Source organism: Plantactinospora sp. WMMB782, assembly GCF_049179135.1.
In the GTDB taxonomy this organism is placed as follows: domain Bacteria; phylum Actinomycetota; class Actinomycetes; order Mycobacteriales; family Micromonosporaceae; genus Plantactinospora.
Map to the genome: position 1 here is coordinate 5749004 of NZ_JBMHMC010000007.1, position 13411 is coordinate 5762414.

General features: G+C 72.7%; 11 protein-coding genes. 7 read left to right on the plus strand and 4 right to left on the minus strand.

Annotated elements, in window-relative coordinates:
• Positions 1-42: 42 nt before the first annotated feature.
• The gene (locus ACN28A_RS27745; RefSeq protein ID WP_421399834.1) at positions 43-327 is read right to left on the minus strand and encodes a hypothetical protein; all 285 of its coding nucleotides are present in this window, start codon (positions 325-327) and stop codon (positions 43-45) included.
• A gap of 185 nt (positions 328-512) precedes the next feature.
• Complete coding sequence (locus ACN28A_RS27750; protein ID WP_278061073.1) at positions 513-944, minus strand: hypothetical protein; 432 nt, start codon at positions 942-944, stop codon at positions 513-515.
• A 612-nt stretch (positions 945-1556) separates the two neighbouring features.
• Between ACN28A_RS27750 and ACN28A_RS27755 the strand changes: the two genes are divergently transcribed.
• The 5 genes from ACN28A_RS27755 (at position 1557) to ACN28A_RS27775 (ending at position 7164) form a co-directional block, all read left to right on the plus strand.
• A complete protein-coding gene (locus tag ACN28A_RS27755) occupies positions 1557-2906 on the plus strand; it encodes an ABC transporter substrate-binding protein (RefSeq protein WP_421399836.1) in 1350 nt (449 codons plus the stop codon).
• On the plus strand, positions 2903-3883 hold the full coding sequence (locus tag ACN28A_RS27760; protein ID WP_421399838.1) for a carbohydrate ABC transporter permease: 981 nt from the start codon (positions 2903-2905) through the stop codon (positions 3881-3883). Before ACN28A_RS27755 ends, ACN28A_RS27760 begins: the two co-directional genes overlap by 4 nt.
• 67 nt (positions 3884-3950) lie before the next feature.
• Positions 3951-4790, plus strand: coding sequence for a carbohydrate ABC transporter permease (locus tag ACN28A_RS27765; protein WP_421399840.1), 840 nt, complete (start codon positions 3951-3953; stop codon positions 4788-4790).
• 7 nt (positions 4791-4797) lie between these two features.
• Entirely contained in the window at positions 4798-6006 is a 1209-nt protein-coding gene (locus tag ACN28A_RS27770) for an ABC transporter ATP-binding protein (RefSeq protein ID WP_421399842.1), read from the plus strand.
• A gap of 294 nt (positions 6007-6300) precedes the next feature.
• Complete coding sequence (locus ACN28A_RS27775) at positions 6301-7164, plus strand: DMT family transporter (RefSeq protein ID WP_421399845.1); 864 nt, start codon at positions 6301-6303, stop codon at positions 7162-7164.
• Here the strand turns inward: ACN28A_RS27775 and ACN28A_RS27780 are convergent.
• A complete protein-coding gene (locus tag ACN28A_RS27780; protein WP_421399847.1) occupies positions 7149-7805 on the minus strand; it encodes a GNAT family N-acetyltransferase in 657 nt (218 codons plus the stop codon). The genes ACN28A_RS27775 and ACN28A_RS27780 overlap by 16 nt on opposite strands.
• Positions 7806-7874: 69 nt before the next feature.
• On the opposite strand from ACN28A_RS27780, the gene ACN28A_RS27785 reads away from it, so the two are divergent.
• On the plus strand, positions 7875-9014 hold the full coding sequence (locus ACN28A_RS27785) for a winged helix-turn-helix transcriptional regulator (RefSeq protein WP_421399849.1): 1140 nt from the start codon (positions 7875-7877) through the stop codon (positions 9012-9014).
• Positions 9015-9453: 439 nt separating this feature from the next.
• On the opposite strand, the gene ACN28A_RS27790 is transcribed toward ACN28A_RS27785, so the two are convergent.
• Positions 9454-11625 (minus strand): anthranilate synthase family protein, encoded by a 2172-nt coding sequence (locus tag ACN28A_RS27790; RefSeq protein WP_421399851.1) that lies wholly within the window; start codon positions 11623-11625, stop codon positions 9454-9456.
• Positions 11626-11936: 311 nt separating this feature from the next.
• Between ACN28A_RS27790 and ACN28A_RS27795 the strand changes: the two genes are divergently transcribed.
• The gene (locus ACN28A_RS27795; RefSeq protein ID WP_421399853.1) at positions 11937-13349 is read left to right on the plus strand and encodes an FGGY family carbohydrate kinase; all 1413 of its coding nucleotides are present in this window, start codon (positions 11937-11939) and stop codon (positions 13347-13349) included.
• Positions 13350-13411: the final 62 nt, after the last annotated feature.

Consider the following 13411-nt stretch of genomic DNA (forward strand, 5'->3'; position numbering starts at 1 on the left):
TCCCACGCTGCGGCCGCCGGACGGGCAACGGACCGGGGCGGCTCAGCCGGATCCGGCGGTGTCCTGCCGGACGATCGCCACGGCCACCCGGCAGAACTCGTCCATGTCCGGGGTGAAGCCCTCGGCGATGTCGGGATGCAGCCCGGCCCGGGTCTCGTCGAGCAGCCGCTGGCAGACCTGCTCGACCGGCTCGCCGGCGTACTCCGCCCGGACCCGGTCGGTGGCGGCGCGCAGCGCGGAGGTGAGTTGCTCCTCCAGCGGACCGCGCAGGTGCCGCCGCTCCGGGTCCAGACCGGTGGGGTCGAGCGTGACGTGTGGCTCCGACATGACCGCTCCCTTCGTCGCCGGTGCCGTTGCCCGCCGGTCCCCGTCACCCGTCGGTCGCCGACCGCGTACCCAGCGGCGGGCGACGGCCAAACCGGATCCGGCGTACCGGTGGTGGTTCCGCTCCGGCGTACCGGTGGTGGTTCCGCCGTCGTCCGGCTCGGGCCCCCGGCGACCGGCACCCGGCTTCAGACCGGTGGCGGCAGGCTGGTCACCCGCACCTGGTACGACATCTCCTCGGCCGGCTCCTCCCGGTAGGAGACCTGCTGGACCTGCCGGTCGTCCACGTAGAGTGCGACGTCGGCGAGTACCCCGAGGTGGGCCAGGCCGATGTCGGCGGCCCGCTTCTTGTCCTGGAGCACGGCGGCGATCCCGCCGATCAGGGTCGCCGCGTCGGAGGTCCGGCGGCCGGGCGGGCAGCGGAGCACGATCTCCAGTGCGACCGGCTCGGTCAACGCGGTCCAGCCGGTGCGCTGCGAGGCCGCGCAGGCGGCCTGGAGCAGGGTACGGACCCGGGCGGCCTGCCGGTGCCCGGCGGCGAAGATCGACAGTGCCTCGGTCCTGACCGGCGGTGGCCCGCTGACCTCGAAGGACAGGGTGCGTTCCCGGGTGTTCCGCACGTCGGCACCTCCTCTTGCAGACGATCCTGCCGGAGGATCGCGGGGACGGGGCGCGTTTCACCTGTCGGAGCCTGCCGCTCGGATCGGTCCGGGCCGGGACGCGCCGGGTCGGGCGCGCTGCCGGCCCGGTGAGCGTGTCGGCGTCGACGGCGACACCGCTGGCGCCGGAGGCAGCACCCACGGTAGCCGAGGTGACGGCCTGCGGGAACACCACATTGGACCTGGAATCGGCCCTGCTGCCAGCCACGCCGCCCCGTCCGGCCTGAGGTGCAGGGAAGGGCCCCTTCCTATACGAAAAGCGATAGGAAGGGGCCCTTCCGTGCACCGGGGCGGGCGTCGGCGGGACCGGGTTTCGTCGATGTTTCGGGCGCCGGACGCCTGGGCAGTGGGGGTAATCCGACACCTACGCCCGGTCCGGCGGTTCGCCTGCGGCTGGAGGCGGGGTGCTTTCGCCGTGTGCCGGGACGGCCTCGCCCCGGCCCGTCGTGGAAAGGGAGGGCGACGCGATGAACGGTCACCAGGCGCGCGCAACGTGGTCGGCGGGGGGCCACCGAAGGTCGAGATCGGCGGACGCCGACGTGGGCGGAACGCCGAGTAGGGCGGGAGGCCGGCATGACTGAGCCCGATCGGCCAGCCCGGAAGCGGTCCGATCAGCCGGACCGTGAGCGCAACGACGGGACCGGACCTGGACGCGTCGGCTCCGGGCGGCGCCGCCGGTTCAGGCTCGCGGCTGCCCTGGCCGGACTGACCCTGCTGGCCCCACTCGCCGCCTGCGGCTCCGGCGACGACGGCGGCGTGCCGACAATCAACCTCTACTACACCACCGAGCAGAACATCCAGAAGGTGGTCGACAGCTGCAACGCCAGGGCGGGCGGCCGGTACCGGATCGCGTACCGGGTGCTACCCCGGGCCGCCGACGACCAGCGGGTGCAACTGGTCCGGCGGCTCGCCGCCGAGGACTCGGGGATGGACATCCTGGGCCTGGACGTGACCTGGACCCAGGAGTTCGCCAGCGCCGGCTGGCTGCTGGAGTGGACCGGCGAGCGCCAGGCCGAGGTCGAGCGCGGCACCCTGGCCGGTCCGCTGGAGACCGCCCGCTACGAGGGCAAGCTCTACGCCGCACCGAAGAACACGAACGTGCAACTGCTCTGGTACCGCTCCGACCTGGTGGAGCAGCCGCCGCAGACCTGGGACGAGATGATCCGGATGGCGCAGCAGCTGCGGGACCGGGGCCAGCCGTACCGGGTGATCACGATGGGCGCCCAGTACGAGGGGCTGGTCGTCCTCTACAACACGCTGGTGGCCAGCGCCGGCGGCCAGATCATCAGCGACGACGGCAGCAAGGCGGTCTTCGACGAGGGCGCCGTACGAGCCCTGGAGGTGCTGCGCGACTTCGCCACCGCGGGGGTCACCACCTCGTCGTTCTCGAACACGATCGAGGACCAGGCCCGGCTCGACTTCCAGTCCGGGACGGGCGCCTTCCAGCTCAACTGGCCGTTCGTCTATCCGGCGATGCAGGAGGCCGATCCGGAGCTGGCGAAGAAGGTCAAGTGGGCCCGCTTCCCCGGTGTGCGGCCGGGAGTGCCCAGCAAGGTGACGATCGGCGGGTTCAACCTGGGGGTCAGCAGCTACTCCGAGCACCCCGACGAGTCGTTCGACGCCGCCGCCTGCCTGCGCGACGCCGAGCACCAGAAGTTCTCCGCGATCAACGACGGGGTGCCGCCGACCATCGAGAGCGTCTACGCCGAGCCGGAGATGGCCGAGGCGTACCCGATGCGGGACACCATCCTGGAGGAGTTGAAGAACGCGGCGACCCGGCCGCGCAGTCCGGCGTACCAGAACATCTCGACCGTGCTGTCGGCGATGCTCTCGCCGCCGTCGGCGATCGACCCGGAAGAGACCGCGGACCGGATGCGCGAGGCGACCCAGGACGCGCTCGATTCCAAGGGGGTGCTGCCGTGAGTACGGACACCGAGTCCCAGACCGCCGCGGAGCGGACCGGTGCCGCCGGTCCGGTGCCGGCGCCCCGGCGCGGCCGGCGCGACCGGACGGCGCTCAGCGAGGGGAAGCGGGCCGAGCGCCGGCTGGCCTGGCTGCTCTGCGCCCCGGCCGCGCTGGTGATGCTGGCGGTGACGGCCTATCCGATCCTCTACTCCGTCTGGCTGTCGTTGCAGCGGTTCGACCTCAAGTTCCCGGACGAGCGGGAGTTCGTCGGGCTGTCCAACTACGTCACGGTGCTGACCAACGACTACTGGTGGACCGCTTTCGGGGTGACCATGCTGATCACCGTCGTGACGGTCGCCGTCGAACTGGTGCTTGGCATGGGCCTGGCCATCGTGATGCACCGGACCATCGTCGGGCGCGGGCTGGTCCGCACCTCCGCGCTGATCCCGTACGGCATCGTCACCGTCGTCGCGGCCTTCTCCTGGCGGTACGCCTGGACGCCCGGCACCGGCTACCTGGCCACGCTCTTCGGCGAGGGGGCGCCACTGACGGAACGGGCCAGCGCACTGGCGATCATCATGCTGGCGGAGATCTGGAAGACCACCCCGTTCATGGCCCTGCTGCTGATGGCGGGGCTGGCCCTGGTGCCGGAGGACCTGCTCAAGGCGGCCTCGATGGACGGCGCCACCGCCTGGCAGCGGTTCACCAAGGTCATGCTGCCGGTGATGAAGCCGGCGATCCTGGTGGCGCTGCTGTTCCGCACCCTGGACGCGTTCCGGGTCTTCGACAACATCTTCGTGTTGACCGCCGGTGCGAACGAGACCTCGTCGGTGTCGATGCTCGCCTACAACAACCTGATGCGCGGACTCAACCTCGGGATCGGGTCGACCATGTCGGTGCTGATCTTCCTGGCCGTGGCGATCATCGCGTTCGTCTTCGTGAAGCTGTTCGGTACCGCTGCCCCGGGCAGCACGGACGAGGGAGGCCGCCGATGACGCCGCCGACGACACGGCGCAGCACCGCGGTCGTGAACGCAACGGTCGCGAACGGAAGGGGACTCTGATGGCCGCCGCCGACACCACCGCCCGAGCGAAGTGGCGGTGGGGACTGCTGGACGTGGTGGTGGTGGTCTTCGCACTGGTACCGGTGCTGTGGATCGCGTCGCTGTCGTTCAAGACCACCGGCACGCTCACCGACGGGAACTTCATCCCCCGGGAGTGGACCCTGGACAACTACCGGACGATCTTCTCCACCAACCAGTTCGTCCGGGCGCTGGGCAACTCGATCGGGATCGCCCTGATCGCCACCACCATCGCGGTGGTGCTCGGCACCATGGCCGCGTACGCGGTGGCCCGGCTGGACTTCCCCGGCAAGAAGCTGCTGGTCGGGGTCTCCCTGCTGATCGCGATGTTCCCGCAGGTCTCGCTCGTCTCGCCGCTGTTCGAGATCGAGCGGTCGCTCGGCCTGTTCGACACCTGGCCGGGGCTGATCCTGCCGTACATCACGTTCTCGCTGCCGTTGGCCATCTACACCCTGTCGGCGTTCTTCAAGCAGATCCCCTGGGACCTGGAGAAGGCCGCCAAGATGGACGGGGCCACCTCGGGGCAGGCGTTCCGCCGGGTGATCGCGCCGCTGGCCGCTCCCGGGGTCTTCACCACGGCGATCCTGGTCTTCATCTTCTGCTGGAACGACTTCCTCTTCGCGATCTCGCTGACCTCCACCGAGCGGTCCCGCACGGTGCCGGTGGCGTTGTCGTTCTTCACCGGGGAGTCGCAGTTCGAGGACCCGACCGGGGCGATCTGCGCCGCCGCCGTGGTGATCACGATTCCGATCATTCTGTTCGTGCTGTTCTTCCAGCGTCGCATCGTGTCGGGCCTGACGTCCGGCGCCGTCAAGGGGTGAGGTCGCAGTGGCTGACATCGTGCTGGACAAGGTGAGCAAGAGTTTCCCGGACGGGACGGTCGCGGTCCGGGACGTCGACCTGGAGATCGCGGACGGCGAGTTCGTGATCCTGGTCGGCCCGTCGGGCTGTGGGAAGTCGACCACGCTCAACATGATCGCCGGGCTGGAGGACATCAGCTCCGGCGAGCTGCGGATCGCGGGGGAGCGGGTCAACGACAAGGCGCCCCGGGACCGGGACATCGCGATGGTGTTCCAGTCGTACGCCCTCTATCCGAACATGACCGTCCGGGAGAACATGGCGTTCCCGCTCCGGCTGGCCAAGCTGGACAAGGCGACGATCGAGCAGAAGGTCGACGAGGCGGCCAAGGTGCTGGAACTGACCGCGCTGCTGGACCGCAAGCCGGCGAACCTCTCCGGCGGGCAGCGGCAGCGGGTGGCGATGGGCCGGGCGATCGTCCGGAGCCCGAAGGCGTTCCTGATGGACGAGCCGCTGTCCAACCTCGACGCGAAACTGCGGGTGCAGATGCGTACCGTGGTGTCCCGGTTGCAGAAGCAGCTCGGCACCACGACCGTCTACGTCACGCACGACCAGACCGAGGCGATGACGCTCGGCGACCGGGTGGTGATCATGCGGGGCGGCGCGGTGCAGCAGGTCGGTCCGCCCCAGGAGCTGTACGACCACCCCGTGAATCTCTTCGTCGCCGGGTTCATCGGCTCGCCGTCGATGAACTTCCTGCACGCCGCGATCGAGGACGAGACGCTGCGGACGGCGATCGGCGACGTACGCCTGGGGGACCGGCTCCGGCGTGAGCTGGCGGCCGAGGACGCCCCCCGGGAGCTGATCCTCGGCATCCGGCCGGAGCACTTCGAGGACGCCGCTCTGGTCGACGAGCAGACCCGGGGCCGGGGGATGGAGTTCGAGGCGCCGGTGGAGATCGTCGAGTCGATGGGCTCCGACAAGTACGTCTATCTCACCGTTTCCGGTGAGCGGGCCAGCGCGGCGGAGCTGGAGGAACTCGCCGCCGACGCGGGCGCCGAGGATCTCGGCGGCACCGGGGCCAACCTGGTGACCCGGCTGTCGGCGGAGTCCACGGTCGCCGAGGGGGAGGACCGGCGGATCTGGTTCAACCTGGAGAAGATCCACCTGTTCGACCCGGCGAACGGCCGCAACCTCACCCTGCACGAGGGGCGGGCCGGCGGGACCCTGGCGTCCTGAGCCGGATCACGGCGTGCCGCTGCCCGGACCGGCCGGAACGATCTTCCGGTCGGTCCGGTCGGTCCGGTCGTCCGTCGGCGGGTTCCTGAACTTCGCCGCCACCCGGCGGACCGACCGGAGGGCGCCGGCTGGCCGGAGAGCATCGGCCGAGCGGAGAGCATCGGTCGAGCGGAGGGTGTCGGCCGGGCGGACCGGCGGCCGGCGCGCGGAACCGTCCCTGAGCAGCGATTACAACACGTAGCGTATCCGTGTGGATACGGATCGCGCGCCGTCGTCCGATGCCGGGACCGCCGGGTGAACGGCGCGGCTACCGCGCTGGCGCTCGGCTCCGCCGCCTGCTTCGCCCTCGGTGCCGCCCTGCAACAGCGCGCCGCGCGACAGGAGCCGCAGCACGGTGCCGCCGACCCGCGACTGCTGATCCGGCTGCTGCGCCGGAAGGCCTGGCTGCTCGCCAAGATCCCCGACCTGGCCGGTACGGTCCTACAGGCGGTCGCCCTCCGGTTCGGGCCGCTGACCCTCATCCAGCCCCTGCTGATCAGCGGGATGTTCCTGGCGATCCCGCTGGAGGCCGCGCTCGACCACCGGCGACCGCATCCGCGCGACGTCACCGCGGTCGCCGCCTGCGTCCTCGGGCTGACCGTCTTCCTCGCCGCCGCCCGACCCCGGGCCGGGGTCGCGGAGCCGTCCCTGACGGGCTGGCTCGGGATGGCGCTGATCGGTGGCACCCTGGTCGGGATCTGCCTGCTCCTCGCCCACCGGGCCACCGACGCCGCCCGGGGAACACTGCTCGGGATCGCCAGCGGGCTGCTCTACGCCGGCACCGCAGCCCTGCTCAAGACCGTGGCGGACCGGGTCGGCCGGGATCCGCTCTCCACGCTCGCCGACTGGCACCTGTACGCGTTGGCCCTGGTCGGGTTCGCTTCGGTGGCGTTGAACCAGAACGCCTTCCAGAACGGTCCACTGGCCGCACCGCTCACCGCGATAACCCTGGTGGATCCCGTCGCCAGCGTCGTGATCGGGGTGACGGCGTTCCACGAGACGCTCTCCTTCGGCGGGCTCCGGCTCCTGCTGGAGGTGCCCGCCATCCTCGCGATGGGCTTCGGGATCTGGCTGGCCAGCACCCGGTCCACCGGCCGGGAGGGCTACGAGGGCGGCTGACCGGGGTGGGGCTCCCGCCACATCGGCTGGAGGGTCGGGCCCCCGTCCGGCAACCGGATCGGCTCGGCGCAGGACCGGAAGCCGTACCGCTGGTAGAGGGCGCGGTTGCGCGGTGAACTCGCCTCCAGGTAGCTGCCGATCCCGTCGGCGTCGGCCCGGCGGAGCTGGTGGCGCAGCATCGCGCCGCCGAGGCCCCGGCCGCGCAGCTCCGGCAGCACCACCATCTGCTGGAGATACCAGTATGGTCGCCCGTCGGGGTGGCGGGCCGCGATCAGCTCGCCGACCAGGGCCATCCGGGGCGCGTACCGGCCGTAGGCCCGGGCGAGGAAGGCCGCCTGCTGCTCGTCCGTGCCGGCGGCGGCCGACACCGCTGCCGACGAAGCAGCGCGGTGCTCCCACACCGACAGGCCACCGGACGGGTTCGACTCGTCGCCGGCCAGCAGAAGCTCACCCGCCGGCAGGAGCGCGCCCAGCCAGTCCGGAGCGGACTCGACCCACTTCTGCGCACACGCCCGGCGGTCACTCTCGTCCGGCACCACCCAGCCGAACACGGCCTCGTCGTGGCCGGCCCGCCCGAGCAGGACGGCGATCGTCCGGGCATCCGCCAACCCGGCCGGGCGTACCAGCACCGTCTCGGTCATCGTCACCTCTCCGTCGCTCGCACTCCTTGCGTGAATACACTGTACGCAAGAGTGCGTACTCTGTATCGGATGCGAACCCGGTCGACGGTGGGGTGGGAGCGGATGGAGCGTGACGGTGTCGACGCCGGGTCCGGCGCAGGGCTGAGCCTGGACCGCATCGTGCGGGTGGCGGTCGGGCTCGCCGACGCGGACGGCCTGGCCAGCCTGTCGATGCGCCGGGTCGCCGCCGCCCTGGACACCGGCGCCATGTCGCTCTACCGGTACGTGCCGGGCAGGGCGGAACTGGTCGACCTGATGGTGGAGAGCGTCTTCGGTGAGATCGACCATCCGGCGGTCGGCCCGGCCGGCTGGCGGGCCCGGATCGAACTCTCCGCCCGCCGGGAGTGGGCGATGTACCAGCGGCATCCGTGGGTGCTGCCGGTCGTCGCCGGCACCCGGCGGCCACCGCTCGGTCCGAACGTGCTTGCCAGCGTGGAGTGGGTGCTCGGTGCGTTCGACGGCTTCGGGCTCGACCCGGCGACGATGCTCCAGCTCTACCTCACCGTCAGCGACTACGTGCAGGGCGCCGCCCGCTACGCGCAGACCGAGGCAGAGCAGGCGAGGCGGTCCGGGACGAGCGTCGAGCAGTGGTGGGTGGCCGAGTTCGCCGGCCTGGGCGAGCGGCTTGGCAGCGGGCGGTTTCCGCTGCTGTCCCGGCTGGTCGGGCAGGCCGGCGGCGGCCCGGCGGACGTGCGGCCCGACTTCGAGTTCGGCCTCGCCCGGGTGCTCGACGGCGTCGCCGTCTTCCTGGCCGGCGGCTCGGCCCCGGCCGACCCGCCGGCCGAACAGATCCCCGCTCGAAAAACCAGGTTTGAAAAAGTAACCGCCTCGACCGACCTTACCGACGTGCCTGGCCGGCAGCTGCCGGCGGACACCTCGGCGGCCCTGGAACTCCTCGGCCGACGTTGGACCCTTGACCTGCTGTACGTGCTCAGCCACGGCGAGGCGCGGTTCCGGGACCTCGTCGAGGCGCTGCCCGGCGTCTCCCGACGGGTACTGACGGAACGGCTGCGCGAACTCGCCGGCGCGGGAATGCTGCACCGTCGGGTGGACCCCGGCCCGCCCACCCGGATCGACTACGCCCTGACCGAGCGCGGTGCGGGTCTCCGCGACGTGCTGACCGGGTTGTACGCCTGGGCCGGGCAGGGCGCCCCGACGGCCAACCGCTGACCCGGCTCCGGTCGCCACCCGCCCGGCCACCGGAGCCGGTCGGCCTGCCGGCGACGCCGAGCGGGAGCAGACCGAAGTAGACGTCCCAGCACCGGTAGCGGGCCACCCCACTCCCGGCTCCGTCCCGCCGTCGAGTGCCCGGTCGCCGGGCCGACCGTCCACACGGCCCCGAGGCCGGCGGCTTCCGGGCCAGCGGCGGGACGGGGTGGACAGGCCCTGGTTCGACGACGGGTCCTGGTTCGACGACAGTCCTGGTCGGACGACAGGACCCGGTCGGACACCGCAGCGCATCTCCCGCCGATCCGCACCCGTCGCCGGAGGCGGCGACGTCACCGACGGCAGATGCGGACCGGCGGCCCGGGCGGGGGCTCTCAACCCGCCCGGACCACCGGCACGCGAATGCCTACCCGGGATGCCGGGAAGTATGCGTGCCCGACACCTACCGACCCGCTCCCGGCGACGGTGTGCCGGCCCCGGGCACCGGTGCGCGGGACAGTCCGGCGACCGGGGTCGAGCCGGCCGGGGTGGGGAGCAGCCGACCGACCAGCTCGGTCAGTACCGCCATGCCGTCCCGGCTCAGCACCGACTCGGGATGGAACTGCACGCCGGCGTACGTCGGGCCGCGCAGGGCGTGCAGCGCACCGTCGACCGGGTCCCGGGCCAGCCGCACCGACCCGTAAGCGGTGTCCAGGGCCTCGGCACCGGCCAGTGCGGTGTAACTGGAGTAGAAGCCGACCCGGGCCACGGTGTCGAAGAGCGTCACGTCCCGGCACAACCCCTGGTAGGGGGCGGTGCGCCGGTGCAGGGTCAGGCCCAGCCGGGCGGCCAGCACCTGGTGGCCGAGGCAGACGCCGAGGGTCGGTGCGCCGGTCTCCAGCAGCCGGCCGACCATCTGGCGCAGAGCGAGCATCTTCGGGTCGGTCGGGTGTCCCGGATCGCCCGGCCCCGGCCCCAGCACCGTCAGGTCGGCACCGGCCGGGTCGAACCCGCCCGGCTCGGCGACCTCGGCCCAGGGACGTACCGACACGGTCAGGCCGAGCGCCCGCAACTGGTGCGCGAGCATGCCGGTGAAGGTGTCCTCCCCGTCGACGACCAGCACCCGCCGGCCGGCGAGTTCCGGCCGTACGGTGGCACCCGGCGTGCGCTGCTCCAGCCAGAACCGGGCGAGCCCGACGTTGCGGGCGGCCAGCGCGGCACGTACCGCCGGATCGTCCGCCAGCCGGACCTCGGCGGCCGGCTCCGGTGCGGCGGCGCCCGGCCGGCTGGCCGCAACGGCGTCCGACGGTAGGTCCGGCACGGCCGTCGACGGCACCCGCGTGCCGGTCGTCCCGGCGGCGCGGTCGCTGATGCGGGCCGTTCCGGCAGCGCGGTCGCCGGCGGCGGTCGTCTCGGCCGGACGGTCACCGAGGGTGCGCTCGGCGGGGCGGTCGCCGGCGGCGGGCGGCTCCGGCCGCAGCCCCAGCGCGGTGAGCACCCCGGCCGCCTTGGCGTGCGTCTCGGCGACCTCACCCGCGGCGGTCGAGTGCCGCACCAGGGTCGCACCGACCGGTACCCGCAACCGCCCCTCCGGCGAAATCTCGGCGGTCCGGATCAGGATCGGCGCGTCCAGGGTCTGCCGGCCGGCCTCGTCGACGCCGAGCAGGGCCAGCACCCCCGCGTAGTAGCCCCGGCCGCGCCCCTCGTGCCGGGCGATCACCCGGCAGGCGTTCTCCATCGGGCTGCCGGTCACGGTCGGCGCGAACATCGTCTCCCGGAGCACGTCCCGGACGTCGCGCGAGCCCCGCCCGGCGAGCAGGTACTCGGTGTGGGTCAGGTTCGCCATCTCCTTCAGGTACGGCCCGATCACCTGGCCGCCGTGCTCGGCCACGGTCGCCATCATCTTCAGTTCCTCGTCGAGCACCATGTACAGCTCGTCGATCTCCTTCGGGTCGGCGAGGAAACGCAGCAGCTCGGCCCGGTCCGCCGGCCGGCCCGGATGGCGCAGCGTGCCGCTGATCGGATTCATCATCACCAGGCCGTCCTCGACGCTGACGTGCCGTTCCGGCGAGGCGCCGACCAGGATCCGCCCGCCGGTGTGCACCAGGAACGTCCAGTAGGCACCCCGCTCGCCGGTCAGCAGCCGGCGGAACGCGGCAAGCGCCGCCGGCAGTGCGGGACCGGCCAGGTTGCCGAGGTAGCAGCGGTGGATCACGAAGTTCGCTCCCTCGCCCCGGCCGATCTCGTCGGCCAGCACCCGGTCGACGATCCGGGCGTACTCCGGGTCGGCGATGTCGAAGCCGGCGTCGCCGACCGGTACCGGCACCTCGGGCAGCACCGCCAGCGCCTCGGCCAGCGGGACCCGGTCGGGTTCGTCGAGGATCAGGCACTCCAGCGGGGCGCCGTCGTCGACACAGTCGAAGCCGCGCTCGGTGACCTGCCGGTACGGCACCAGGGCGAGGGTGCGCGGTCCGGCCGGCCCGGCCGGCAGCGGGATGTCGGCGAGCCGGGCGACGGTGTGCGGGGTACCGGTGAAGACTTCCAGACCGGTGGCGCCGTCCCGGCGCAGCAGGGCGAACGGGCCGGGGTCGGCACCGTCGGCGATGGTCCGGATCAGGTGGTTCAGCAGGGTCATCGGTGGTCCTCACAGCCGGGGACCGTCCCGAGCGGTGGCCGTGGAGGCGGGGAGGAAACCGTGGCGGCCGCCGCATGGGGCGGCCGCGTCGAAGATCGCTACGCGCGGAGGTCGGCCGCCGGGATGGCGGGCCACCAGGAGTTGAGTCGCGCGAGCACGGGCCGAGTCTAGGACAGCACGCACCGGTACCGCAGCCCCTTCGGCGCCGCCGTCCACCAGATGGGCGGCCCGGGGCGCGCGGGGCCGCCCGCGGCCGGTACCCGGGCCACCTTGCCCTGCACGGCACCGGCGAACGGGTACGGTTTCCGGCGATGAGGATTCTCGCTCTCGACCTGGGTACGTCGTCGGTGCGCGGCCTGGTGCTGGACGCGGCCGCCCGGCCGCTGCCCGACGCGCTGGCCCGGCGACCGGCCGAGATCGTCATCGGAAACGACGGCCGGGCCACCCTGGACGGGCCGGGCTACCTCGCCGCCCTCGTCGAGTGCCTCGACGAGCTGGCCGCCGCGGGCCACCTCGGCGGCGTCGAACTCGTGGTCGCCTCGGCGCAGTGGCACTCGGTGGTGCCGCTGGGCCCGGGTGGGGAGCCGCTCGGGCCGGTGCTGACCTGGTTGGACACCCGCCCCACCGCGCCGGCCGGGTTGGCCGGGCCGGTGGACCCCGGCGACTACCACCGGCGTACCGGCACCTGGTGGCACCGGTTCTACTGGTCGGTCCGGCTGCCCTGGCTGCGGGAGCGGTGCGGCCCCGGCCGGATCCGCTTCGCCGGCCTGGTCGAGTACGTCCTCGGCGTCCTCCTCGACGAGGCGGTCATGTCGGTCTCCCAGGCCTCCGGCACCGGCCTGCTCGACCTGCGCACCCTGAACTGGGATCCGGAGGCGTGCGAGCTGGCCGGGGTGCGGCACGGCGAACTGCCGGCGCTGGCTCCCGCCGCCTGGTTCGGCCGGCTCCGGGCCGAGTACGCCGGGCGCTGGCCGGAGCTGCGGAACGCCCGGTGGGCGCCGCCGAGCGGCGACGGTGCCGCCTCCAACGTGGGCTCCGGCTGCTACGACAGCCGGCGGGCGGCGGTCACGGTGGGCACCTCGGCGGCGGTGCGGCTGGTCCAGCCGGTGCCGGCCGGTGTCGAGCTGCCACCGCTGCCCGACGAGCTGTGGCGCTACCGGGTGGATCACGGGCACGTGGTGACCGGCACCGCCTTCTCCGGCGGCGGCAACCTCTATGCCTGGGCGCGGCGGGAGATGAGGCTGCCCGAGGGGCACGAGCTGGACCGGGCGCTGGCCCGGGTGCCGCCGCTCGGCGGGATAGCGGCGGACTCCCGGCTGGGCGGCGACCGTCCGCCGGGGCTCGCCCCGGCCGGCTCGGGCGTCCTGTCCGAGCTGGGCTTCAACACGACCGCGGTGGACATCCTGGCCGGACTGATGGGCGCGCTCTGCCGAGAGGTGGGGATCGGTGTCGCCGCGATCGAGTCCACCCTCGACGAACCGGTCCAGGTTGTCCTCGGCGGCGGTGCCGTCGCCGCCTCCGAGTGGTGGCGGCACTCCTTCTCGGTGGCGCTGGCCCCGCGTGCGGTGCACCACGTCCGGAATCCGGAGATCGGTGCGGTCGGCGCCGCCCTGGTGGCGATCGGTCGGTTCGACGGTGCGTCCGGACTTGAACGCATCGTCCGGACGGATGAGGACGAGTCGCCGACAGCGACAAGATCTGCTCGCCCGCAGTATCGTTCGTGACCTGTCGCGCCCAACTGATCATTGACAGCAGGTCGGGCCTGGATTGGAATAGCTCCGCTCCT